Origin of the sequence: Lentzea sp. NPDC058450, from assembly GCF_042721395.1 — a bacterium.
GTDB lineage: Bacteria > Actinomycetota > Actinomycetes > Mycobacteriales > Pseudonocardiaceae > Lentzea.
Window position 1 is genome coordinate 307,444 of sequence record NZ_JBHXLO010000001.1, and the last position, 23,124, is coordinate 330,567.

At 70.7% G+C, this 23,124-nt stretch carries 23 protein-coding genes and 1 pseudogene; 12 read left to right on the forward strand and 12 right to left on the reverse strand.

Annotated elements, in window-relative coordinates:
• Positions 1 to 364: 364 nt before the first annotated feature.
• Positions 365 to 1,096 (forward strand): SDR family oxidoreductase, encoded by a 732-nt coding sequence (locus tag ACFWNN_RS01565; RefSeq protein ID WP_382437866.1) that lies wholly within the window; start codon positions 365 to 367, stop codon positions 1,094 to 1,096.
• On the opposite strand, the gene ACFWNN_RS01570 is transcribed toward ACFWNN_RS01565, so the two are convergent.
• The gene (locus tag ACFWNN_RS01570; RefSeq protein ID WP_382437867.1) at positions 1,078 to 1,581 is read right to left on the reverse strand and encodes a DUF2087 domain-containing protein; all 504 of its coding nucleotides are present in this window, start codon (positions 1,579 to 1,581) and stop codon (positions 1,078 to 1,080) included. The genes ACFWNN_RS01565 and ACFWNN_RS01570 overlap by 19 nt on opposite strands.
• 72 nt (positions 1,582 to 1,653) lie before the next feature.
• Positions 1,654 to 2,130, reverse strand: a complete 477-nt coding sequence (locus tag ACFWNN_RS01575) for a hypothetical protein (RefSeq protein WP_382437868.1) — start codon at positions 2,128 to 2,130, stop codon at positions 1,654 to 1,656.
• A 50-nt stretch (positions 2,131 to 2,180) separates the two neighbouring features.
• On the opposite strand from ACFWNN_RS01575, the gene ACFWNN_RS01580 reads away from it, so the two are divergent.
• On the forward strand, positions 2,181 to 3,146 hold the full coding sequence (locus tag ACFWNN_RS01580; RefSeq protein ID WP_382437869.1) for a helix-turn-helix transcriptional regulator: 966 nt from the start codon (positions 2,181 to 2,183) through the stop codon (positions 3,144 to 3,146).
• Here the strand turns inward: ACFWNN_RS01580 and ACFWNN_RS01585 are convergent.
• The 5 genes and pseudogenes from ACFWNN_RS01585 to ACFWNN_RS01605 all read right to left on the reverse strand — a co-directional run bounded on the left by ACFWNN_RS01585 (position 3,134) and on the right by ACFWNN_RS01605 (position 8,140).
• Positions 3,134 to 3,895 carry a DUF3626 domain-containing protein gene (locus ACFWNN_RS01585; protein ID WP_382437870.1) on the reverse strand — a complete coding sequence of 254 codons (762 nt, stop codon included), beginning with the start codon at positions 3,893 to 3,895 and terminating at the stop codon, positions 3,134 to 3,136. The two genes, ACFWNN_RS01580 and ACFWNN_RS01585, sit on opposite strands and share 13 nt — an antisense overlap.
• Before the next feature lie 73 nt (positions 3,896 to 3,968).
• A pseudogene (locus ACFWNN_RS01590) lies at positions 3,969 to 4,502 on the reverse strand (DUF2238 domain-containing protein); the annotation flags it as partial.
• Positions 4,492 to 5,010 carry a sugar O-acetyltransferase gene (locus ACFWNN_RS01595; protein WP_382438393.1) on the reverse strand — a complete coding sequence of 173 codons (519 nt, stop codon included), beginning with the start codon at positions 5,008 to 5,010 and terminating at the stop codon, positions 4,492 to 4,494. The pseudogene ACFWNN_RS01590 and the gene ACFWNN_RS01595, both read right to left, overlap by 11 nt.
• 17 nt (positions 5,011 to 5,027) lie before the next feature.
• The gene (locus ACFWNN_RS01600) at positions 5,028 to 5,786 is read right to left on the reverse strand and encodes an SWIM zinc finger family protein (protein ID WP_382437871.1); all 759 of its coding nucleotides are present in this window, start codon (positions 5,784 to 5,786) and stop codon (positions 5,028 to 5,030) included.
• The gene (locus ACFWNN_RS01605; RefSeq protein ID WP_382437872.1) at positions 5,786 to 8,140 is read right to left on the reverse strand and encodes a DEAD/DEAH box helicase; all 2,355 of its coding nucleotides are present in this window, start codon (positions 8,138 to 8,140) and stop codon (positions 5,786 to 5,788) included. The genes ACFWNN_RS01600 and ACFWNN_RS01605 overlap by 1 nt, the downstream gene beginning before the upstream one ends.
• Positions 8,141 to 8,181: 41 nt before the next feature.
• On the opposite strand from ACFWNN_RS01605, the gene ACFWNN_RS01610 reads away from it, so the two are divergent.
• From ACFWNN_RS01610 to ACFWNN_RS01635, 6 genes are all read left to right on the forward strand, one after another.
• A complete protein-coding gene (locus ACFWNN_RS01610; protein ID WP_382437873.1) occupies positions 8,182 to 8,937 on the forward strand; it encodes a TetR/AcrR family transcriptional regulator in 756 nt (251 codons plus the stop codon).
• A gap of 106 nt (positions 8,938 to 9,043) precedes the next feature.
• Entirely contained in the window at positions 9,044 to 10,285 is a 1,242-nt protein-coding gene (locus tag ACFWNN_RS01615; protein WP_382437874.1) for a hypothetical protein, read from the forward strand.
• Positions 10,282 to 11,238 carry a glutamate ABC transporter substrate-binding protein gene (locus tag ACFWNN_RS01620; RefSeq protein ID WP_382437875.1) on the forward strand — a complete coding sequence of 319 codons (957 nt, stop codon included), beginning with the start codon at positions 10,282 to 10,284 and terminating at the stop codon, positions 11,236 to 11,238. The genes ACFWNN_RS01615 and ACFWNN_RS01620 overlap by 4 nt, the downstream gene beginning before the upstream one ends.
• A gap of 11 nt (positions 11,239 to 11,249) precedes the next feature.
• Positions 11,250 to 13,376: a tetratricopeptide repeat protein gene (locus ACFWNN_RS01625; RefSeq protein WP_382437876.1), complete on the forward strand. Its 2,127-nt coding sequence runs from the start codon at positions 11,250 to 11,252 to the stop codon at positions 13,374 to 13,376.
• On the forward strand, positions 13,376 to 14,344 hold the full coding sequence (locus ACFWNN_RS01630; RefSeq protein ID WP_382437877.1) for a PP2C family serine/threonine-protein phosphatase: 969 nt from the start codon (positions 13,376 to 13,378) through the stop codon (positions 14,342 to 14,344). Before ACFWNN_RS01625 ends, ACFWNN_RS01630 begins: the two co-directional genes overlap by 1 nt.
• 16 nt (positions 14,345 to 14,360) lie before the next feature.
• The gene (locus tag ACFWNN_RS01635; protein WP_382437878.1) at positions 14,361 to 15,110 is read left to right on the forward strand and encodes a dienelactone hydrolase family protein; all 750 of its coding nucleotides are present in this window, start codon (positions 14,361 to 14,363) and stop codon (positions 15,108 to 15,110) included.
• Here the strand turns inward: ACFWNN_RS01635 and ACFWNN_RS01640 are convergent.
• From ACFWNN_RS01640 to ACFWNN_RS01650, 3 genes are read right to left on the reverse strand one after another with little or no spacing between them, the layout of a single operon-like run.
• Positions 15,103 to 16,353: a Clp protease N-terminal domain-containing protein gene (locus tag ACFWNN_RS01640; protein ID WP_382437879.1), complete on the reverse strand. Its 1,251-nt coding sequence runs from the start codon at positions 16,351 to 16,353 to the stop codon at positions 15,103 to 15,105. The two genes, ACFWNN_RS01635 and ACFWNN_RS01640, sit on opposite strands and share 8 nt — an antisense overlap.
• Entirely contained in the window at positions 16,343 to 17,638 is a 1,296-nt protein-coding gene (locus tag ACFWNN_RS01645; protein ID WP_382437880.1) for a tetratricopeptide repeat protein, read from the reverse strand. The genes ACFWNN_RS01640 and ACFWNN_RS01645 overlap by 11 nt, the downstream gene beginning before the upstream one ends.
• Positions 17,638 to 17,979, reverse strand: a complete 342-nt coding sequence (locus ACFWNN_RS01650) for a hypothetical protein (protein WP_382437881.1) — start codon at positions 17,977 to 17,979, stop codon at positions 17,638 to 17,640. The genes ACFWNN_RS01645 and ACFWNN_RS01650 overlap by 1 nt, the downstream gene beginning before the upstream one ends.
• Before the next feature lie 106 nt (positions 17,980 to 18,085).
• Between ACFWNN_RS01650 and ACFWNN_RS01655 the strand changes: the two genes are divergently transcribed.
• Positions 18,086 to 18,856, forward strand: a complete 771-nt coding sequence (locus tag ACFWNN_RS01655; protein ID WP_382437882.1) for an alpha/beta hydrolase — start codon at positions 18,086 to 18,088, stop codon at positions 18,854 to 18,856.
• Here ACFWNN_RS01655 and ACFWNN_RS01660 read toward each other — a convergent pair.
• Positions 18,846 to 19,877 (reverse strand): LacI family DNA-binding transcriptional regulator, encoded by a 1,032-nt coding sequence (locus tag ACFWNN_RS01660; protein ID WP_382437883.1) that lies wholly within the window; start codon positions 19,875 to 19,877, stop codon positions 18,846 to 18,848. The two genes, ACFWNN_RS01655 and ACFWNN_RS01660, sit on opposite strands and share 11 nt — an antisense overlap.
• A 135-nt stretch (positions 19,878 to 20,012) precedes the next feature.
• Here ACFWNN_RS01660 and ACFWNN_RS01665 point away from each other — a divergent pair, with 135 nt between their 5' ends.
• Genes ACFWNN_RS01665 through ACFWNN_RS01675 form a run of 3 tightly spaced genes read left to right on the forward strand, consistent with a single transcriptional unit; the run spans position 20,013 to position 22,787 of the window.
• Complete coding sequence (locus ACFWNN_RS01665; RefSeq protein ID WP_382437884.1) at positions 20,013 to 21,026, forward strand: sugar ABC transporter substrate-binding protein; 1,014 nt, start codon at positions 20,013 to 20,015, stop codon at positions 21,024 to 21,026.
• A gap of 4 nt (positions 21,027 to 21,030) precedes the next feature.
• Positions 21,031 to 22,029 (forward strand): ABC transporter permease, encoded by a 999-nt coding sequence (locus ACFWNN_RS01670; RefSeq protein WP_382437885.1) that lies wholly within the window; start codon positions 21,031 to 21,033, stop codon positions 22,027 to 22,029.
• The gene (locus ACFWNN_RS01675; RefSeq protein WP_382437886.1) at positions 22,026 to 22,787 is read left to right on the forward strand and encodes an ATP-binding cassette domain-containing protein; all 762 of its coding nucleotides are present in this window, start codon (positions 22,026 to 22,028) and stop codon (positions 22,785 to 22,787) included. The genes ACFWNN_RS01670 and ACFWNN_RS01675 overlap by 4 nt, the downstream gene beginning before the upstream one ends.
• Here the strand turns inward: ACFWNN_RS01675 and ACFWNN_RS01680 are convergent.
• The gene (locus tag ACFWNN_RS01680; protein ID WP_382437887.1) at positions 22,756 to 23,112 is read right to left on the reverse strand and encodes a YybH family protein; all 357 of its coding nucleotides are present in this window, start codon (positions 23,110 to 23,112) and stop codon (positions 22,756 to 22,758) included. The genes ACFWNN_RS01675 and ACFWNN_RS01680 overlap by 32 nt on opposite strands.
• Positions 23,113 to 23,124 lie beyond the last annotated feature (12 nt).

The following is a 23,124-nucleotide window of genomic DNA, read 5'->3' on the forward strand; positions in this document are numbered from 1 at the left end:
CTCGGAGTGGTGGCAGCCGCCAAGCAGGGACCGTCCCGGCAATAATGGGTGACCCCCATCGTTCACGCTCGGTGATCAGGCCTGGGTGGACGGTCCGGCTGGAATCTCGTTGGCGCGTGCGACATTGCCTGCGACGATGCCTCTGCGTTCGCCGTTCGGAAGCTTCCACCAGCCCGAGCAGCCGCGTGGGCACGGGTGCGACATCTCGTGCAGCACAAGGCCTTCCGGACCGGGAACGGGTTGCTGCCACGACATCGTTCCGGACCCCGCGCACAGCAGGCAGGTGTCCTCTTCACACTCCACACCTGGTAATTACTCCACACGGGACACTTCGGGCAATCGCTGGATCGAGGGGAGATCACCGATGGCTGTGGCGGTCGTGACAGGAGCCGGTTCGGGTGTGGGACGTGCGGCGGCGCGGACCCTGCTGGCGGCGGGGTTCCAGGTGGCGCTGGCAGGACGGCGCGAGGACGCGTTGGCCGAAACGGGAGAGGGCTTTCCCGAGAGCGCTCTCGTGGTGCCGACGGATGTGTCCCGTGAGGACTCCGTCGTGCGACTTTTCGAAACAGTGGTGGAGCGCTTCGGCCGGGTCGACGTGCTGTTCAACAACGCGGGCATGAACGTGCGCGCGACGCCGCTCGACGAGTTCTCGTTGAGCGCGTGGGAGAAGGTCGTCGGGGTGAACCTGACGGGCGCGTTCCTCTGCGCGCGCGAGGCGTTCAAGGTGATGAAGACGCACGGCGGTGGCCGGATCATCAACAACGGCTCGATCTCCGCGTCGGTGCCGCGCCCGCACGCCGTCGCCTACAACGCCACCAAGCACGCGATGACCGGGCTGACGAAGTCGTTGTCGCTGGAGGGCCGCGCGCACAACATCGCGTGCGGGCAGATCGACATCGGCAACGCGGCGACGGAGATGACCGCGCGGATGGGCGGCGGCGTGCTGCAGGCCGACTTCGAGATGCGGCCGGAGCCCACCTTCGACGTGCGGCACGTCGCCGACGCCGTGCTCTACCAAGCTCAGCTGCCGTTGAACGCCAACGTGCAGTTCATGACCGTGATGGCGACCGGGATGCCTTACATCGGCAGGGGTTGAGCCTGGTACAGGCCGCCGCCGCGTTCGAGCAGACCGAGGTCGACGAGGTAGCGGCGGATGGTGACGTGGTCGACCTCTCCCCCGTCGCACCACGCCCTGAGCCGCTCGTTGATCTCCTTCTCCTCGTAGTACGTGCGCGCGGTGAAGGCGTGCGCGGCGACGTGCTCGAGGATCTTGCGGCGCCGTTCGTGGGCGACCGGCAGTGAGACGAGCCGGTCGTTCTGGATGAACGGCGCGAGCCCGTCCGCGGGCATTGACTCCGTGAGCGTCGCGGCGAGCGGCTTGAGGTCGGCGGGCCGGGCGGGGTCGCCCACGACCAGCCCTGCCTCCCTCAGCTTGTTCAGCGCCGTGCCGGCGTCCTTGGGCTTGAGTCCGGAGGCGGAGGCGACGTCGGTGAGCGTGCCCGCGCCGAGCACGACGGCGGCGAACGCCCGCAGCCTCGTCGGTTCGGCCAGGGCACGCACGACGTTCTCCGGTGTGGTCATGTCTGCGAACCTAACGCCGCCGTCCACCGGATTACGGGGCTTACCGGGACGCGGCGCCCTGCCACTCGTCGCTCATCGCCCCACCAGTCCCGCGGCGAGGCTGTCAGCGAGGTAGCCGTCGAAGTCTGGCGCCTCGGGGTCGAGCACGTACCGCACCCATGCCGACCGTTCGTGCTCCAGCGGCGGCAGCTCCCAGACGCAGCCGATGAGGTCCTTGGGGATGACGCTGAAGGTGCGCAGATCGGGATCGGTGCTGCCGAGGAACGGCTGGTCGCCCGAGACGGCCGTGCGGCAGTGCAGCACGTTGTCCCAGACCCAGTTGTACGCGTTGAGGTACATGCCCGCCGCGCTGCGGTGCAGCACCGTCACGGTCGCGGGCGGCGTCGGGTCCTCGAAGTCGGGGTAGAGACGCGGCAGGAACGCGTAGGCCGCCTCGCGGACGTCGTCGGTGATCTCCAGCCCGGGAGTGACCACCTCGTAGCGCTTGACGTGTCTGCCCGCGACGACCAGCGGTTCCTTGACCGCCAGCTGCTTCTCGTAGAAAGCCATGTCGTCGAACATATGAACTAACCCTGACAGGGTGTGTCAGTGTATTCCGCGTGCGTGCGAGTCGACTGGTTTCGCTGCTCCTGCTGCTGCAGACGAAGGGGCGGATGACGGCCTCAGCTCTGGCCTCGGAGCTGGAGGTCTCGGTGCGCACGATCTACCGCGACGTGGAGTCGCTGCACGCCGCCGGCGTGCCGCTGTACGGCGACGCGGGCCCCACCGGCGGCTACCAGCTCCTGGACGGCTACCGCACCCGGCTGACCGGGTTGACCGAGCAGGAGGCGGAGTCGCTGTTCCTGGCCGGCCTGCCGGGCGCGGCGGCCGACCTGGGGCTCGGTGACGCGGTGGCCGCGGCCCAGCTCAAGCTGATGGCGGCGCTGCCGTCGCCGATGCGCGACCGGGCCTCCCGCATGGCCACGCGGTTCCACCTGGATGCGCCCTCCTGGTACTACGACGCGGAGCGGTCGCCGTTGCTGGAGGTCGTGGCGGACGCGGTGTGGCGGGAACGGTCGATCGAGGTCGGCTACCGGCGCTGGCGCTCACCCGAGGACGTGACGCGCGTGCTGCGGCCGCTGGGGCTCGTGCTGAAGGCCGGCCGGTGGTACCTGGTCGCGCTGGGGTCGTCGCGGATCTCGACGTACCGGGTGGCGCAGATCCAGTCGGTCGTCGTGCTGGAGCCGTTCGAACGGCCCGCGGACTTCGACCTGGCCGCGCACTGGGCGGCGTCGTTGGAGGAGTTCCAGGCGCGGCAGTACACGGGGACCGCGGTGATCCGGCTGTCGGCGCGCGGGTGGGAGATCTTCGACTCGCACGTGCTGCCGGTGGTGGCGCGGGCGGCGGAGGAGTCCGTTGTGGAGGACGGGGCGGGGTTCCGGGTGACCATCCCGATCGAGTCGGTGGCGCACGCGGCGGGGATGTTGTTGCGGATGGGCGGCGAGGTGGAGGTGCTGGAGCCGGCGGAGCTGCGGGAGCAGGTGACGGCGGCGGTGCGGCGGCTGGCCGAGCTCTACCTGGCGTAGCCGAATCTCGCGAGGTGGTGCCAGAGGTGCTTGATCACCTGCGGCGACGCGTCCGCGGCGTCGAGCAGGTCGGGCGTGAGAATCCCGTCTCCGGCGAGGGCGAGACCCAGCGCGACCGACTCGGGCGTGCGGTAGTCGGCGTGGCGCAGGAGGTCCTGTGTGGACAGCCGGAAGCCCGCGTGCCGTTCCACCGGGCACGGCAGGTCGACCTCCGGGTGGGCCGGGTCGAGCACGACGGCCTCCACGTCGTCGAAGGTGACCGGGCCGTGGACGTGGGCCTCGACGTAGTCGTCGAGCGGGTCGGCGGGGGCGGCGTGGCCCAGCAGGGCGAACCGGCGGGCGGTGCCGAAGTCGACCGGGTCGAAGAAGCTGTCCGGGTAGCAGAAGGTGGTGCGGTCCAGGACTTCTTCCTTGAGCCGCAGGTGGGCGGACCCGAACCGCGGCGCCCCGCCACAGCCCTGTCGACGGTGGTCGAGCGCGCCGTACTTGGGCCGCGCGGAGGGCGAGGCCTGGTCGTAGGCGCCGCCGAAGAGCTTGCTCTCCCACTCCCAGCGGACTCCGCCGGGGTGGGCGGTCAGGCCACCGTTGCTGGTGCCGGTCTCGAACTGGGAGCGGTAGACGCCGTCCCGGGCCAGTCGCTCCAGAACGCCTCGGCCGGGGTGTATGTGTTGCGTGCCGCGCTGGTCGGGGTTCCGCGGCCCGCGGGGGGTGGGGGATTCGCCGGGCGCGAACGCCCGTACAACCGACACGGGCGATCGCGCGGTCGTGCGCCCGTGCCAGCAGCAGCTGCGCGACCACGGCACCCAGCAGCGCCATGAACATGTCCCACTGGGTGTCCCAGACGTCGCCCTGCGTCCCGAGGAAGTCCCCGGCGGCCTCCCCGCCCAGCACCGCCGACAGCCACTCCAGCAGCTCGTAGCAGGCGCTGAACGCCAGGCACACCGACGTGGCCAGCACGAACAACCATCCGCCCGGCCGCAGAACCCCGCGCCGCAGCAGCACTTCGCGCGCCAGGATCGCGGGCACGAAGCCCTGGACGAAGTGGCCGAAGCGGTCGTAGTGGTTGCGAGCCAGGTCGAACAGGTCCTGCGCCCAGAACCCGACGGGCACGCGGGCGTAGGTGTAGTGGCCGCCGAGGATCAGCACCAGCGCGTGCAGGAACAGCAGCCGGTACAGCAACGGCGTGAGCGGGAACCGGCGGAACGTGGCCACCAGGATCGCCCCGCCGATCACGACGGGGGCGACCTCCAGCACCCAGGTGCCGCGCGAGTACGGGCCGATGCCCGACACGACCAGGGCGACGGCCGTCAGGCCGAGCAGGATCAGGGGTTCGACGACGCGTTTGTCATAGCTCACGGATCACCTTGCAGGGGTTGCCGACGGCCAGTGAGCGCGGCGGGATGTCGCGCGTGACGACGCTACCGGCTCCGATGACGGAGTTCTCGCCGATGGTGACGCCGGCGCACACGATGACGCCGCCGCCCAGCCACACGTTGTCGCCGATGGTGATGGGGGCGGCGCTCTCGAAGCGCTGGCGGCGGGCTTCGTGATCCTCGATCGGGTGCAGGGCGGTGAGCAGTTGTGCGCGGGGGCCGATGGAGACGTCGTTGCCGATGGTGATGGTGGCGCAGTCCATGAGGATGGCGTCGTAGTTGAGGAAGCTGTTGGAGCCCAGGTGGATCTGGTAGCCGTAGTCGCACTGGAAGCGCGGCATGACCCACGAGCCCTCGCCGATCGAACCGAACAGACGGGCGATGACGTCGGCGGAGCGGGTGGCGTTGAACTCGTCGACCAGCTGCTGGGCCGCCACGCGTTCGGCGACCAGTTCGGGGTCGGAGTCCTTGTACAGCTGGCCGGTCGTCATCTTCTGCTTCTCGGTGATCACCCTTCGAGAGTGCCCGAACGCAGCAGTGAGCGGGCGCGGTTCGCGGCGATCTCCATCAGCGCGACCAGTTCCGCGGCCTCGAAGCCGGGTGGCGGTTCGACCTGGAGCACCACAGGTGTGGTGGTCGGCAGTGCGGGACGAGGGGGTAGTTGACCTGCGGGTTCGACGGAAACCACCACAGGTGTTCTGGTCGTGAGTGGACCGGCGACGCGCAGGCGGAGGGCGTCGAGGAGTTCCTGTTCCGGTTTTCCCTTGAGCAGCAGCAGGACGAACGGGTCGGCGTCGAGCAGCCAGCCGACCTGGAACGCGAGGGCGGCGGCGTGGCGGCACGGGAGCTCCCAGCCGTCGCAGTCGCACTCGGGTTCGAGGTCGCCGATGCCGGGGACGAGGTCCACTCCGGACTCTTCGGCGGCCTGAACGAGGTCGCGGGGCATGTCGTTGGCCAGCAAAGCGGCGATGTGGGCCGGGTTCTCGGCGACGCGGTCGAGGAACCGTCCCCAGTGGACTTCGGACAGCACGGGGATCAGGACCGTCGTGCTGTGGACGGTGTCGTTGTCGTGGACCTGGGCGTGCAGGCGGCCGGGGCTCACCGTGATCGGGCCGACGACGCCCGCGTGGGCGTAGCGGCGGCCCAGGCGCAGCAGTGTGGTGTCGAGGGCGGTGTCCTCCAACGCCTTGACCCACGTCTTGCCCCACCAGGTGGTGGCGACGCGGCGTTTCACCTTGGGGAACGCGGCGAATCCGCGGGCGGTCATCAGGTGCTCCTCAGCAGGACGAGCTCGGCGAGTTCGGCGTCGGTCAGTTCGGTGAACGCGGCCTCTCCCCCGTGCAGGACGGCGTCGGCGAGGGCGCGCTTGTCCTGCAGCAGCGCGGCGATGCGTTCCTCGACGGTGCCTTCGGTGACGAGCTTGTGGACCTGGACGGGCCTGGTCTGGCCGATGCGGTAGGCGCGGTCGGTGGCCTGGTCCTCGACGGCGGGGTTCCACCAGCGGTCGAAGTGGATCACGTGGTCGGCGCGGGTGAGGTTGAGGCCGGTGCCGGCCGCCTTGAGCGACAACAGGAACACGGGCGCGCGGCCGCTCTGGAAGTCGTCGACCATCCGCTCGCGCTGCGGCACGGGCGTGCCACCGTGCAGGAACCTGGTGGGCTGCTTGATGTGCTGTTCCAGCAGGCGGGCCATGCCGACGTACTGGGTGAAGATCAGCGCGGACCCGTCCTCGGCGACGATGGTGTCGAGCAGTTCGTCGAGCAGGTCGAGCTTGCCGGAGGTGCCCTGCAACGCCGGGTGGCCGAGGTAGTGCGACGGGTGGTTGCAGATCTGCTTGAGCCCGGTGAGCAGCTTCAGCACGAGGCCTCGGCGCGCCATGCCGTCCGAGGACGCGATCTGGTCGAGCGTCTCCCGCGTCAGCGCCTCGTACAGCGCGGCCTGTTCGACCGACAGCGAGACGAACCGGTCGGTCTCGGTCTTGGCGGGCAGTTCGGGGGCGACGCCGGGGTCGGACTTGCGGCGCCGCAGCAGGAACGGCCGCACGACCTTCGTCAGCGTGTCGTCGGGCGCGGGCCAGCGGGTGCGGAACGCGCGGTGCGTGCCGAGCAGACCGGGGGTCGTCCAGTCCAGAATGGACCACAGCTCGGACAACGAGTTCTCGACCGGCGTGCCGGACAGCGCGACCCGCGCGCCGCCGGGGATCGACCGCAGCGCCTTGGCGGTGCCGGAGTGCGGGTTCTTGACGTGCTGCGCCTCGTCGGCGACGACCATCCCCCACTCGTGCGACCGCAACGCCTCGACGTCGAGACGCATCGTGCCGTACGTCGTGAGCACCACGCCCGACGACGCGAGCGTCCGCTGTGGACCGTGGTAGCGGCTGACGGGCACGCCGGGCGCGAACCGGCGGATCTCGCGTTCCCAGTTGCCCAGCAACGACGCCGGGCACACCACGAGCGTCGGCAGTTCCGAGGCGCGGTGCAGGTGCAGGGCGATCAGCGTGATGGTCTTGCCGAGGCCCATGTCGTCGGCCAGGCACGCGCCGAGCCCGAGCCCGGTCATGTGCGCGAGCCAGCGCAGCCCGTGCAGCTGGTAGTCGCGCAGCTGCGCCTGCAACGCCGGGGGCTGGGGGAAGTCCGGCACGGCGGCGATCGCGGCGGCCAGGCTGTGCGGCGCGACCTCGACCTGTTCGCCGTCGATCACCGCGACGCCGGTCAGCGCGGCGGTGACGGCCTGCACGGCGCTGATCGGCTTGAGCCGTTGCCGGGCCTTGCGCCGCAGCGACGGGTCGACCAGCACCCACTGGTCGCGCAGCCGGACCACCGGCCGTGAGGCCTCGGCGACGAGGTCCATCTCGGCCTCGGTCAGCTCGGCGCCGCCCAGCGCGAGCCGCCAGTCGAACGACAGCAGGTCCCCGGCCTGGAACGCCCCGCTCGGCTCGCCGATCACGGCCCGCGCGGACAGCCCGGTGGCGAGGTCGCGCGGCCAGTGCACCTCGATGTCGAGCCCGAGCAGTTCGGCGACCTCAATGTCGGAGAGCTCGGCCTCGTCGAGCAGCCGCTGCAACGGCGCCCAGTCGACGCGTGCCATCGCCCGGATCGCATCGAGCTCACGCCCGGAGCCCCGTACGTCGCGCGGCGAGGGGTCGGTGACGGCGCGGACCTGCACGATCGCCCGGAACCGCTGATCGGAGGTCATCTCGATGCGCAACGACAGGGTGATCTGCTCGTCGGCCCACCCCTTGAGCTCGGACACGTCGCAGGCCTCGTGACCCGCGAACGGTCCGGTGCCACCCCGCGGCAGCGTGTCGGCGGATGCCCCCGCGGCGGCACGCGGCAGAACGTCGGCCACGGCGTCGAGGAACGCCCGCAGCTCGTCGTAGTCGCCGTGCGCGGCCAGTTGCCGCAGGTGCAGTTCGTCGGCGTGGTCGAGCGGCCCGACCCGCCACGTGTCGTACCCGGCGGCGGTCACGTCGGGCACGATCCGCCCGCGCGCGACGAGGGCGAGCGCGGGCGCGGCGGCCACTGACCAGTAATCGGTGCCCTCCAACGCCGAGGGCAGGGCTTCGAGCAGGGGTTTTCCGTGGAGCTGACCGAATCTGGGTGGATCGGCTGCGACGAACATACCCTGTACCGTACAGCATACGGTACGGTAGTGTCGCGCTCGTGATCGAACACACGGGCAGCGGAGACCCGGCGCGGACGCTGGCGTTGCTGTGGCGCACGCAGGAACGGGTGTCGCGCAAGGGCAAGCCGGATCTGAGCGTGGACCGGATCGTGCGGACGGGCATCGACCTCGCGGACGCGGACGGGCTGAAGGCGTTGTCGATGCGGCGCGTGGCCGAGGCGCTGGGCGTGGGGACGATGTCGCTCTACACCTACGTGCCGGGCAAGGGCGAGCTGATCGACGTCATGGTCGACACGGTGCAGGCCGCGACCGGCCGCGACGAGCAGGACGGCTGGCGCGCCCACCTCGCCTACGTGGCCAGGGAGAACCTGGAGCTGCACCGTAGGCACCCGTGGTTGTTGCAGGTCGCGCCGTCCCGCACGGTGCTGGGCCCGCAGGTGGCGGCGAAGTACGACTTCGAGCTGCGCGGGCTGGACGGCATCGGCCTGTCCGACGTGGAGATGGACTCGGTGCTCAACCTCGTGCTCGGGCACGTGCAGAACTCGGCGCGCGGGCTGACGGCGGCCGCGGTGACCGAGAAGGAGACAGGCCTCACCGACCAGCAGTGGTGGGACGCGGCGGCGCCCGTGCTGATGACGGTGTTCGACCCGGCGCGCTACCCGGTCGCGGCACGGGTGGGCGGCGCGGTCGGCGAGGCGCACCAGAGCGCGTTCTCCCCCGAGCACTCGTTCGAGTTCGGCCTGGAGATGATCCTCGACGGCGTCAATCGGCTGATCGAGTCGCGCGCGCTGTAACACCTGAGTGACGCGTGCCGGGATGCGTCGTTAATTCCCACGCGGTGTCATCTGGGTGCCTACAGTTACGCCACGCCGATCAACTTCACCGCTGGGAGGCCCGCTCGTGGTGATCGACTCCCGTCCCCGGCAGGCGCTGGTGCGCCGGGTCACCGGCCTGGCGCGGTCGACCCCCGGTCGGTTGAGCCTGATCGTCGTGGTGCTGGTGGTGGCGAGCCTGGCGAGCGGCTGGCTGACGACGTGGAGCGTGAACCGGCAGGAACGGGCGCTGGAGGACCTGGCGACGCGATCGGAGCCGCTCGCGCACGCCGCGCAGGAGGTCTACCGGGCGTTGCAGGACGCGGACGCGACGGCGGCGAGCGCGTTCCTCTCAGGCGGCCTGGAGCCTTCTGAGCTGCGGGAACGATACGAGGCGGACATCGCGCAGGCCCAGGCCGCGCTGTCGGTGGCCACCGCGTCCTCGCCGGAGCTGACGGCGACGCTGGCGGCGCAGCTGCCGGTGTACACGGGGCTGATCGAGACGGCGCGCACGAACAACCGGCAGGGCTTCCCGGTGGGCGCGGCCTACCTGCGCGAGGCGTCGGGGTTGATGCGCACGCAGCTGCTGCCCGCGGCGCAGGAGCTGTACCAGGCGGAGACGGACCGGGTGGAACGCGCGCAGGACGAGGCGACGTTCCCGTGGGGGTCGGTGCTGGTCGCGCTGGGGTTCGTGGTGGCGCTGGTGGGCACCCAGCGGTACCTGACGCGCCGGACGAACCGGCTGCTCAACCTCGGTCTGCTGGTCGCGACGGGCGCGGCGGCGTTGTCGCTGTTGTGGGTGACGACGGTGTCGGTGCTGGTGATGCACGACGTGTCGGACTCGCGGGCGGCGTCGAAGAAGGTCGACGTGCTCGCGCAGGCGCGGATCGCGACGCTGACCGCGCGCGGCGAGGAGACGCTGACGCTGGTCGCGCGGGGTGCGGGGCAGTCCTACGAGAAGAACTTCGTCGAGGTGTCGGAGCGGCTGGAGGGGCTGCTCGACCAGGCGGCGAAGATGGGGAACACCGCGGCGGTGGACGAGGCGATGCGGCACTTCCGGCAGTGGCAGCAGGTGCATCAACGCATCCGCGAGGCCGACGACGCGGGCCAGTACAACGACGCGGTGGCGTTGATCAACAACCCGTACTTCGACTCGCTGGACCAGGCGCTGGTGCGCGGGATCGGCGAGGCGCGGCAGGACTTCAGCGACGAGGTGGCGGTGGCGCGGGCGTCGCTCGCGGGCACGGTCGTGGGGGTGCTGGTGCTGGCGGCGATCAGCGCGGCCGGGTCGACGATGGGACTGTGGCAGCGGCTCAAGGAGTACCGATGAGGCGACTGACACTGGCTGCGTTGCTGCTGGTCGGAGCGTGTTCGGCGGGTCCGCCGCCGAGCGAGGTGGTGCCGCGCACGGCCGCGGCGCCGCAGCCGGCGAACGCGAGCACGGTGTCGGCGGCGCCGTCGAGCGCGGCCGGTGCTCCCCCGGCCTGCGACGCGACGGCGAGCCTGCGGCCGGGCGCGTTGCCGCCGGTGAACCAGATGCCGGACGGGTCGACGATGGCCAGGATCCAGCAGCGCGGCCGGTTGATCGCCGGGGTGGACCAGAACACGTACCTGATGGGGTTCCGCAACTCGTTCACCGGCGAGATCGAGGGCTTCGACGTCGACGTGGCGCGGCAGATCGCGAGGGCCGTGTTCGGCGACGAGAAGAAGGTGCAGTTCAAGGTCGTCACGGCGGCGGAGCGCATCCCGATGCTGCAACGCGGGGACGTGGACGTGGTGGTGCGCACGATGACGATCACCTGCGAGCGGCTCAAGGACGTCGACTTCTCGCAGGTCTACTACCAGGCGGGGCAGCGGGTGCTGGTGCGCCGCAACTCCGGCGTCACCGGCGTGGAGGGGCTCGCGGACAAGCGGGTGTGCGTGGCGTCGGGGTCGACGTCGCTGAACAACGTGGTGAACCGGGTGAAGACGACGGTGAGCGTGCCGAACTGGACGGACTGCCTGGTGATGCTGCAGCAGGGGCAGACCGACGCGATCTCCACCGACGACACGATCCTGGCCGGGCTGGCGGCGCAGGACCCGTACACCGAGGTGGTCGGGGCGCGGTTCACCGACGAGTCGTACGGCGTCGGGGTGCCGAAGGGGCAGGAGGACCTGGTGCGGTTCGTCAACGGCGTGCTGGAGCGGATGCGCACCGACGGCACGTGGGCCGCGATCTACGGCCGGTGGCTCACGCCGCTGGGCCCGGCACCGACGCCGCCCGTCGCGCGTTATCGGGACTAGGGGGTTGCGCGATGAGTGAAGACCTGCCGGAGACAGGACCGCAGACGGCACCGGGGACCGCGCCCTGGTCGTCGTCGCAGGAGGTGTCGCGGTCGAACTCGGGCCGCACGCGGCGTGGCAGTGCGCGGTCGATGAGCCGCGGCCGGCTGGGCGCGGGCCTGGTCGAGGTGCCGCGGGTGCCCTACCGCGACCCGAAGACCGCGGTGCTGGAGAACCCCGAGGTCCCGGAGGCGAAGCGGTTCTGCTCGAAGTGCGGCAAGAAGGTGGGCCGCAAGAGCGAGACCAAGCCGGGCCGGGTGGAGGGGTTCTGCCCGCACTGCGGGCACGCGTACTCGTTCACGCCGAAGCTGCGGCCGGGTGAGGTGCTGCACGACCAGTACGAGGTGCTGGGGTGCCTGGCGCACGGCGGCCTGGGGTGGCTGTACCTGGCGCTGGACCACGCCGTCAGCGACCGGTGGGTGGTGCTGAAAGGCCTGCTCGACTCAGGTGACGCCGATGCGATGGCGGCCGCGCTGGCCGAGCGGCGGTTCCTCGCGGAGGTCGAGCACCCCAACATCGTGAAGATCCACAACTTCATCCGGCACGAGAGCCGCGAGCTGGACAAGCTCGTCGAGTACATCGTGATGGAGTACGTGGGCGGCGAGTCGATCAAGGACATGATCACCCGCCGGCGCCGCGACGGCCGGGGCGACGAGGCGTTGCCGCTGGCGCAGGCGATCGCGTACGTGCTGGAGATCCTGCCCGCGCTGGGCTACCTGCACGGGGTGGGGCTGCTGTACTGCGACTTCAAGCCGGACAACATGATCCACACCGAGGAGCAGCTCAAGCTGATCGACCTGGGCGCGGTGCGGCGCATCGACGACCACCACTCCCCCATCTACGGCACGATCGGCTACCAGGCGCCGGAGATCGGCACGATCGGCCCGTCGGTGTTCTCCGACATCTACACGGTCGGGCGAGCGCTGGCGGTGATGAGCTTCCCGTTCGACTTCCGGGGCCGCTGCAAGGACCGGCTGCCGACGGTCGACGAGGAACCGTTGCTGGGCCGGTTCGAGTCGTTCCACCGGCTGCTGCTGCGCGCCACGAACCCGAACCCGGAGCTGCGGTTCTCCTCGGCCGAGGACATGGCCGAGCAGCTCACGGGCGTGCTGCGCGAGGTGCTGGCGCTGGAGGACGGTGTGGCGCGGCCGGGCCTGTCGCGGCAGTTCACGCCGGAACGCCGTCGGTTCGGTGTGGAGGGCGCGCTGGACCTCGCGGAGGTGGCGCTGGCGTTGCCCGCGCCGTCGGTGAGCACCTCGGACGCGGCGGCCTCGTGGCTCGCGACGGCGACGACGTCGGATCCGGAGGGCCTCCGCAAGGCACCGGAGCTGACCGTGGAGGTGCGGCTGCGGATCGTGCGGGTGCTGATCGAGTCCGGCGACACCGGGACGGCGTTGCGGGAGCTGGAGGCGTTGACGGCGCCGTCGATGTTCGACGAGCCGGAGCTCGACCCCGCCGAGGACTGGCGGCCCGACTGGTACCGGGGGCTCGCGGCGCTGGTCGACGGGCGCGCGCCGGACGCGCTGCGGTTCTTCGACGCGGTGTGCTCGGCGGTGCCGGGCGAGTCGGCGCCGAAGCTGGCGTTGGGCGTGTGCTTCGAGGCTCTCGACGATCTGAAGTCGGCGGCGGCGTGGTACGAGCTGGTGTGGCGCACAGATCACTCGTTCGTGTCTGCCGCGTTCGGGTTGGCGCGGGTGCTGCTCGCGTGTGGTGACCGTGCGCGAGCGGTCGAGGTGCTGTTGTCGGTTCCGGACACGTCTTCACAACACTTGCCGGCACAGGTGGCGGCGGTGCGCGCGCAGCTCGGCGACTGCGCGGCGGAAGACCTCGTCGCGGCCGGGGAACGCTTGCACGCCTTGGACATCGACGTCGCGTCGCACACCCAGTTGTCGGCCGAAGTGCTGGAGGCGGCGTACGACTACGTGACCCGCAATCAGGCCGCCGAGGGGAAGGTGCTGGACTGTGCACTCTCCGAACACGAGCTTCGGCTGGGTCTGGAGCGTCGCTACCGCACGCTCGCCCGGTTCGCGGCCACGCCGGAGGAACGGATCGCATTGGTGGACCGCGCGAACGCGGTAAGGCCTAGGACGTTGGTTTGATGGACACCCTGAAGTGCCCGGAGTGCTCCGCGCCGGTGGCGGCGGAGGACCGGTTCTGCGAGGCGTGCGGACGCAACCTGCTGGTGCGCCGCACGCCGCTGGGCGGACCCACCGGTCCCGCGCAGGCCTCGTGCATCCTGTGCGGGTCGCCGGACATCGATGACGAGGACTACTGCACCCAGTGCGGCCGGCACCAGCCGTCGGCCCGCGACCGGGTCGAGTACGCGCTGGGCGCCGTGTCGGGCGTGTCGGACCGCGGCAAGCGCCGTGCGCGCAACGAGGACTCGATGGCGTTCGGGCACGTGGCGGGCAAGGGTGTCGCGGCCGTCGTCTGCGACGGCGTCGCCTCCTCCGAACGCGCCGAGCAGGCCTCCCAGGCCGCCGCCGACGCCGCGGTGGACGTGCTGCTCAACGCGCTGATCGAGACCGCCGACCCGGAGCAGGCGATGATCGACGCCGTCTCCGCGTCGTGCACCGCGGTGGAGAAGCTCGTCGAGAACGAGCCGCTCGAAGCGGGCGGCCGCGGTGTCGCGCCGTCGTGCACGTTCGTCTCCGTGCTGGTCACCGAGAACTCCGTGACGGTCGGCTGGGTGGGCGACTCACGCGCGTACTGGCTGGCCGACGAGGGCTCCAAGCAGCTCACCACGGACGACACCTGGGCGGCGCAGCTCGTCGCCGAGGGCGTGCTGACCGAGGAACAGGCCCGCACGGACCGCCGCGCTCACGTGCTGTCGCGCTGGATCGGCGCCGACGCGGGCCAGGTCGTCCCGCAGGTCGCCACCCTGCGCCCCACCACGTCCGGCGTGTTCCTGCTCTGCTCGGACGGCCTGCACAACTACCGCCCCGAGCCCGAGGACCTCCAGCCGCTGCTGCCGTGCGGCCCGGAGGAGTTCGTGAAGGTCGCCCTCGACGCGGGCGGCCACGACAACATCACCGTCGTGCTGGTGCCGTTCGCACCGGCCGACTAGCTCCGGAGGGACTCTCATGCCCGGCACGACCGTGGACGTGACCACCGCGGACGGCGTCGCCGACGCCTACCTGGCCCGTCCCGACGGCGAAGGCCCGTTCCCGGCGGTCCTGTTCTACATGGACGCCTTCGGCCTGCGCCCGCACCTGACCGCGATGGCCGACCGCCTGGCCGCCTCCGGCTACGTCGTCCTGGTCCCGAACGTCTTCTACCGAGCGGGCCGCACCCCGCTGTTCGACCTGCCGGACTTCATCGACGCGGCCTCCCGCCCATCCCTGTTCGAGAAGATCATCCCGGTGATGCAGTCGCTCACGCTTGCCGGCCTGATGAGCGACGCCAACGCCTACCTGCGCTACCTGGCCGACTCGCCGCTGACGGTGGACGGCCCGGTGGGCATCACGGGCTACTGCATGGGCGCCGGCATCGCCCTGCGCACCGCGGGCACCTACCCGCACCGGGTGGCGGCAGCGGCGGGCTTCCACGCCGCGAACCTGGCGTCGGAGGCACCCGACAGCCCGCACCTGGTGGCCGGTTCGGTCACCGCCGAGCTGTACTTCGCGCACGCCGACCAGGACGCCGCGATGCCGGTGGAGCAGATCGAACGCCTGGAGAAGGCCCTCACCGCCGCGGGCGTGACGCACCGGTGCGAGGTCTACGAGGGCGCGCACCACGGCTACACCCAGTCCGACACGTCCGCCTACAACGCGGAGGCGGCGGAGCGGCACTGGACGGAGCTGCTGGCCCTGTTCTCGCGCACGCTCAGCTGATCATCCACAGGTCGACGCCGGACCCGGCGAACGGGTCCGGCACCGGCTTCGGTTCCGGGGTGGGGCGGGTTTCCGGCTCGGGCACGTACAACTCGGCAGCGATGTCACGCAGTACCTTCCGCACGAAAGGCCCGGTGACAACGACCTCGGCCGGTGTGCCTGCGGCGAGCATCTCGACCTCGGTGTGACTTCGTGAGCACACTTCGTCCATCAGATCGATCGCGGCGCCCGGCATGGGGCCAGAGGCGTTCCCGGCCACCTCGGCCAGGACGTCGTCGGAGATCCGCAAGTGATGGTGGCGCTGCATGCGGTCACGAACGCCGCCCAGGACATCGGTGACCGCCTCGACGGACATCTCCTCGACGCGCACCGGCTGAAGTCGCCGGGCGAGTGTCTCGTCCAGCGACGCGAACGACTCGGGTGTCGCGACGCAGACGACCTGCGCGACGCTGTCGAAGATCATCTCGCGCAGGTTGCCGACGTCGCCGATGTACGCGATCGCGCGGCGGTTGCCCTTCAGTTCGGCGAGGGCCGCGCGGAAGTCCCTGTCCACGGTGTAGATCCGTTTGCCGTGCAGCGCCGGCGGGACCTCACTCTCGAACAGGGCCTGGGCGAGGCCCGCGACCACTGACCGGCGACCGATCCCGGGCTCTCCGACCAGCACGACGCTGTTGCGGTCGTGCCTGGCCAGCACCTGTGCGGCTCGCTGGATCTCCTGATTCCTGCCGCGCACCCGCGTGGCCGGCACGACGAACTCCGCGACCGTGCTCGGACGGCCGGTGTCCGCCAGCTCCGACAGGGCGGTGTGCCGTTCTTGAGGCGAAACGACCATTCGCGCAAGCGACGCTTGGTCAACCCCCGCTTTCCTGAGCACCTGCACCGCGACTCCTTTGCCCTCGCGGAGGATGCCGAGCACGAGGTGTTCGGGGCCGACGGATGTCTGCCCGAGTCTCCTGGATTCGGTCAGGGCGTGCTGCTCGATGACGGCGGTCGCTCTGGGAGTGAAGGAGAGATGTCCGGTGCGCGTGTAGAGACCACGACCGACGATCTCGGCGACGAGTCGGCGAGCCGTCTCGATGTCCAGGCCTGCCTGTGCGAGCGCGGCGGCCACCGGGCCTTCCAGGTGGATCAGCCCGAGCAGCAGGTGCTCTGTTCCTATGTGCTCGTGGCGCAGCAGCCGGGCTTCTTCTCGAGCGTCGGCGATTGCCAGGCCTGCCTGGTCGGTCAGGACATCAACGACCATCGGGCACTCCGGTGGTGGTGAGCAGGTCGAGGTCCTGCCGGACGCGTTCGGCGGTCAGGCCTTCCGTGGCCAGGCGGCTGTCCAGTTCGCGGAGCAGGGCAACCGCCTCGGCGGTCTCGCCGCACATCGCGGTGATTCGGGCGAGGACGTGCTGCGCGCGTGCGGTTCCCTCGTGGTCGGGTCCCAGGACGCGGCGCCGGTCAGGCAGCAGGGTCCTGATGACCCGGAGCGCCTCGGCCTGCCGGCCGAGCGCCATGAGCGTGACGGCGATGAACTGCCGGGTGTCGAGGGTCTCCTCGTCGTCCCGGGCACCCAAGGAGATCTGGTGGTCGAGCAGTGCGTCCAGCAGACGCAGAGCTTCGGCCGGGTTCCCGGAAGCGCCCTCCGCCAGGGCGATGTGCTGCCGGGTGCGCAGGCATTTCACGTGGTGCTCGCCGAGCAGCTGGCGTTGTGCGGTGAGCAGCGCCCGCAGGTCGTCGAGGACGTGCTGGTATCCGGTGGCGCGAGCGCGGTGGACTGCGGCCACGAAGCGCTGGTCCAGCGATTCCTCGGTGGCGACCTGGTGGGCGCGGTTCAGCGCGATGCGGAACCGGTCGGCGGTGAAGGTGCCGCGTTTCTGCGGCCGGGGCAGACCACCTCCGCTCATCACGGTGCTGAGCCGGCGGTAGACGTCGTCGATCGTCAGGTACTCGCCGCCGCCCGGAATGCCTTCCTCCAGCACCCGCAGCAGGCGGCCGGTGAACGCGGTGTGGGGTTCGCCGGGCAGGACGAGGGCCACCTGGTCGCGTTGGGCCGAGGTGAGCAGGTAGGTGCCGTCGATGTCGAGTTGGCCGAGGACGGCGGTGACCGGGTCGGCCATCGGTTCGCCCATGGCGCGGCCGGAGTAGCAGCAGTCGAGGACGACGATCTTGGTCTTGGCGTCGCTGTCGAGCACGCGGTCGCGCAGGGAGACGTAGGGCAGCGAGCCGAAGGTGGGGTCTTCGGGGTCGCTGTCGGGCATGCCGAGGTAGAGGTCGTGGCGGCGGCCAACGATGCCGTGGCCGACGTAGTAGACGACCAGCAGGTCGTCGGCGCCGGCCATGCCCTGGGCGAGGCGGCGGCCGAGGGTGGGCATGGAGGGTTCGTCGAGCACGACCGTGCAGTCGTCGGGTCCGACGAGGCCGGTGTCCGGATCGGTGAGGACGCGGCGGAGGTCGTCGAGGCACTGGGCGACGACGGGGATGGGCGGGAGGCGGTCGTCGGCGTACTTGGAGGTGCCGAGCAGCACGACCCTGGTGCCGGGCATCAGCTCTGGTCGAGGATCCGGGCGAGCATCGCCTCGACGTCGGTGCCGCGCACGCGGTCGGCGTCGATCTCGGCGGTGACGGCGCCGTCGGCCTCGCGGCGCACGGACACCTTGACCTTCGAGCGGCGTGGTTGCTGGAAGAAGCCGCGCAGGGACGCGGCGAGCACGGTGAGGGCGCCGCCCGCTCCGACCGAGACGATCAACGCGTCGGTGAGGGCGCCGAGTTCGCCGGGGCGGGGTGGCCGGGAGTGCTTGCGCACCGAGATCTCCGCGTCGCCGTCGAGCCAGTCGAACAGCGCTTCCAGGTCCGCCGGGGTGCCGGCCGCGAGTACGAGGTGCACAGCCGTTCGATCGACGGCCGGTGACGTCCTGTTACGAGGATCGGACTGTTTCCGTGCGGGGTGGAAACGCCCGTGGCGGTCACACTGGAGGCGAGGAGGTGGGGTCTTGCGGAGGGCGGTGTTGATCGTCGCGGCGGTGCTTGTCACCATCTTCGCCGTGGTCTTCAGCTTTCAGCGCAAGCTCGTGTACTTCCCCTCCCCCGGCCCGGTGCCGTCCGCGGACGAGGTGCTGCCCGGTGGCCGTGACGTCCGGCTGGTGACGGCGGACGGCCTGGTGCTGGAGGGCTGGCACTTCGAGCTGCCCGACGCCCCGGCGACGGTGATCGTGTTCCCCGGCAACGGCGGCAACCGCGAGGGGCGCCTGTCGCTCGCACAGGGGCTGACCGCGCGGGGGTTGTCCGTGCTGCTGTTCGACTACCGCGGCTACGGCGGCAACCCCGGCCTGCCGTCGGAGGAGGGTCTGACCTACGACGCGCGGGCGGCGCTGGACCTGATCGACGGGCCGGTCGTGTACTTCGGGGAGTCGCTGGGGGCGGCGGTGGCGACGGAGCTCGCGACCTACCGGGCGCCGAAGGCGTTGGTGCTGCGGTCGCCGTTCACGTCGCTGGCGGCGGCCGGGTCGCACCACTACCCGTGGCTGCCGGTGAAGATGTTGTTGCAGGACAAGTACCCCGTGCTCGAACGGGTGTCCGGTGTGGACGTTCCGGCGGTCGTGCTGCTCGGCACGAAGGACTCGGTGGTGCCGCCCGCGCAGAGCCGTGAGGTGGCGAGCGCGGCGAAGGCACGGCTGGTGGAGATCGAGGGCGCGGACCACAACGACGAGGTGCTGGTGTCGGGTCCGCAGGTGATCGACGCGGTGGTGTCGGTCAGCCGGTAGGGGTGATCTCGCCGGAGCCGCGCCGCACGAGGGTGGCGGGGACGACGGCGTGCACGGGCGGTGAGGTGTCGCCGCCGACGCGGGCCAGGACGAGCTCGGCGGCTTTGCGGCCGATGCCGGGGACGTCCTGGCGCACGACGGTGATCGCGGGGTCGAGCAGGTCCGCGAGCGGGAAGTCGTCGAAGCCGATGACGGCGACACGGCGGTGCAGCTCTCGCGCGCGCAGCACGCGCAACGCGCCGACGGTGACGAGGTTCTGGGCGGTGAACAACGCCGTGGGCGGACGGTCGAGGTCGAGCAACGCGGCGGTGGCGGCTTCGGCGAGCTCGGCGCCGTGCAGGTCGCCGCACACCAGCTCGGCACGCAACGCGACCCCGGCGTGCGCGAGGCCCTCGAGGTAGCCGGTGTAGCGCTCCTGGCTGGTCCACAGGGTGCGGCGGTCGCCGAGGAACGCGATGTCGCGATGCCCCAGGGCGGTCAGCGACAGCACGGCGTCGCGGGCGCTGTCGCGGTTGGTGGTGGTGACGCAGTCGGTGCCGCCGAAGGTGGGCGGCCGGTCGACGAGCACCATCGGGGTGCCGCGTTCGCGTTCGTGCTGCAACGCGTCCTGGTGTCCGCCGGCGGCCATGACGACGAGGCCGTCGACACGGCGCGAGGACAGCGACAGCAGCAGTTCGCGTTGCAGGCCGTGGTCGTCCTCGTTGCTGCCGGCGAGCACGAGGACGCCGTGGCGGCGGGCGTGGTCCTCGACGGCGCGCAGCAGCGCGGCGTCGAAGGGGTTGGAGAGGTCTTCGAACAGCACCCCGATGGTGGCGCTGCGGCGGTCGGAGCGGCGCAGCGAGCTGGCGGTGAGGTTGGGCCGGTAGCCCAGGGTGCGGGCGGCGGCGCGGACGCGGTCGGTGACCTCGGCTCCGGCGCCGGGCAGGCCGTTGATGACGCGGGAGACGGTCTTGGTGCTGACCTTCGCCAGGGCGGCGACGTCGCGCATGGTGGGTTCGCGTCTTCCTGCTAAGGGATCCATGCACACGTCCTTGGCCTCTTGCGTCAACGATGACGCAAACGGTATACCCGACCGATATCACGCGTAGCCGCTCTTCCGTTACTCACGGTGATACAGCGGAGGGCCGGATACGTCAACGTTGACGTAGGAGTTGTCATGCGCAGAACGGTCGGGGTTTTCAGCGCAGCGGCGTTGCTCGTGCTCACCGCGTGCGGAGGTGGTGGCTCGTCCGGCGGTGGTTCGACGCTGGTGGGGCTGGTGACGAAGACGGACACGAACCCGTTCTTCGTGAAGATGAAGGAGGGCGCGCAGCAGGCGGCGGGGTCCTCCGGGGTGACGGTGCAGTCGTTCGCGGGCAAGCAGGACGGCGACAACCAGACGCAGGTGGACGCGATCGAGAACCTGATCGCGTCGGGTGCGAAGGGCATCCTGATCACGCCGAGTGACTCGAAGGCGATCGTGCCGTCGGTGGACAAGGCACGGGCGGCGGGGCTGCTGGTGATCGCGCTGGACACGCAGCTCGAACCCGCGGACGCGGCCGACGCGACGTTCGCGACGGACAACTACAAGGCGGGGCTGCTGATCGGGCAGTGGGCGAAGGCGAAGTTCGCCAAGGAGGGCAAGCAGGCGAAGATCGCGCTGCTGGACCTCAACCCGAACCAGGTGTCCGTGGACGTGCAGCGCGACCAGGGGTTCCTGGAGGGCTTCGGCGTCGACGTGAAGGACAAGACCCGCATCGGTGACGAGGCCGATCCGCGCATCGTCGGCCACGACGTCACCGACGGCGACCCGTCCGGCGGGCGGCGGGCGATGGAGAACCTGCTGCAGAAGGACCCGTCGATCAACCTCGTGTACACGATCAACGAGCCGGCGGCGGCGGGCGCGTTCGAGGCGTTGAAGGCGGCGGGCAAGGAGAAGGACGTCACGATCGTCTCGGTCGACGGCGGCTGTCCGGGCGTGAACAACGTCAAGGCCGGCGTCATCGGCGCGACCTCGCAGCAGTACCCGCTGAAGATGGCGCAGCTGGGCGTGGAGGCGATCGCGAAGTTCGCGAAGGACGGGTCGAAGCCGTCCAACACCGACACGGGCGTCACGCTGGTGACCGACCAGCCGGCGGACGGCGTCGAGTCGAAGGACTCGGCGTGGGGCCTGCAGAACTGCTGGGGCTGATCGCATGGCCGTGGTGGAGTCCAGGGAACGCTCGCCGCTGACCCGTCTTCAGCACCTGCTGCACGCGCAGGCGACGATCGGCCCGGCGGTGGTGCTGCTGGTGGCGGTGATCGTGTTCGCGTTGCTGTCGGAGCGGTTCCTGACGCCGGGCAACATCTCGCTGATCCTGCAGCAGGTGGCGGTGGTGGGCACGCTCGCCGTGGGGCAGACGATCGTGATCCTGACGGCGGGCATCGACCTGTCGTGCGGGGCGATCATGGTGCTGACCTCGATCGTCATGGCGAAGGTCGCGGCCGAGACGGGCCTGCCGGGGTTGCCCGCGCTGCTGCTCGGGTTCGTGGTGGGCACGCTGTGCGGGTTGCTCAACGGGTTGCTGGTGACGCGGCTGAAGCTGCCGCCGTTCATCGTCACGCTGGGCACGTTGAACGTGTTCTTCGCGCTGAACCTCTGGTACTCGGGCAGCGCGACGATCCGCGGCACGGATATGCCGTCGTTGCTGTTGTGGACGGGGCAGACGTTCACGCTGTTCGGCACGCGCGTCACCTACGGCTCGGTGATGCTCGTGGTGTTGGTGGCGGCGATGGCGTTCGTCTTGAAGAACACCGCGTGGGGCCGGCACGTGTACGCCACGGGTGACGACGTCGAGGCGGCGCGGCTGTCCGGTATCCGCACGACACGGGTGCTGATCGGCGTGTACGCGACGGCGGGGCTGATCTACGCGCTGGCGGCGTGGACGTTGATCGGCCGGATCGCGTCGGCGAGCCCGCAGGCGGGGCAGACCGACAACCTGGACTCCATCACGGCGGTCGTGATCGGCGGGACGTCGCTGTTCGGCGGCCGCGGCGCGGTGGTGGGGTCGCTGATCGGCGCGTTGATCGTCGGCGTGTTCCGCAACGGCCTCGCGCTCGCGGGCGTGGACGTGCTGTGGCAGACGATGGCGGTCGGGGTGCTGATCATCGTGGCGGTGTCGCTGGACCAGTGGATCAGGAAGGTCAGGTCATGACGGCGGTGTTGCGGGCGTCGGGCCTGGTCAAGCGGTACGGCCGCGTCACGGCGCTGGCGGGCTCGGATCTGGAGCTGCTGCCCGGCGAGATCCTGGCGGTGATCGGCGACAACGGCGCGGGCAAGTCGTCGCTGATCAAGGCCCTGTCGGGGGCGGTGGTGCCGGACGAGGGCGAGATCTTCCTCGACGGCTCCCCCGTCGCGTTCTCGACGCCGCTGGACGCGCGGCGGGCGGGGATCGAGACGGTGCACCAGTCGCTGGCGGTCGCGCCGTCGCTCGACATCGCGGCGAACCTGTTCCTGGGCCGGGAACGGCGCCGTCCAGGGGTGCTGGGCTCGGTGTTCCGGATGCTCGACCGCGCGGGCATGCGGGAGGAGGCACGCCGGCAGCTCGACGCGCTGGGCATCATGACGATCCAGCACCCCGGCCAGGCCGTGGAGACGTTGTCGGGTGGTCAGCGCCAGGCCGTGGCGGTGGCGCGCGCGGCGGCGTTCGGCAGCCGGGTGGTGATCATGGACGAGCCGACGGCGGCGCTGGGCGTGCGGGAGTCCCGCGCGGTGCTGGACCTGATCCTGCAGGTGCGGGAACGGGGGCTGCCGGTGATCCTGATCAGCCACAACATGCCGCACGTGTTCGAGGTGGCGGACCGCATCCACATCCAGCGCCTCGGGCGCCGCATCGCGGTGGTGGATCCGAAATCGGTGTCGATGTCGGACGCGGTGGCGATCATGACCGGGGCTCTGGAGCCGCCTGGCTGATCCCGAAGGGGTTGTCGATCACGTACCGCCACCGGCCGTCGCTCAGGCGAGCGACGTCGGTGGCGGTCCCCTTGATGTCGCCGATGGTCCAGTCGACGATCAGCAACGCGATGCCGTCGTGCTCGTAGACGTGCCTCGGGCGGACGTCGATGGGCAGACCTTGAGCGAGGAACCGCTGGTTGGCGGCGCGGCGGGCGGGTCCGGTGACGGTGAGGCCGGGTGCGGGGACGAACAGGCCGCCGGGTTCGTAGACGGCGTCGACGGCGGCGGGATCACCGCTGTTGAAGGCGGCGGCGAAGTCGTGGGCGACACTGGAGGGGTGCATGCCGACAGCGTT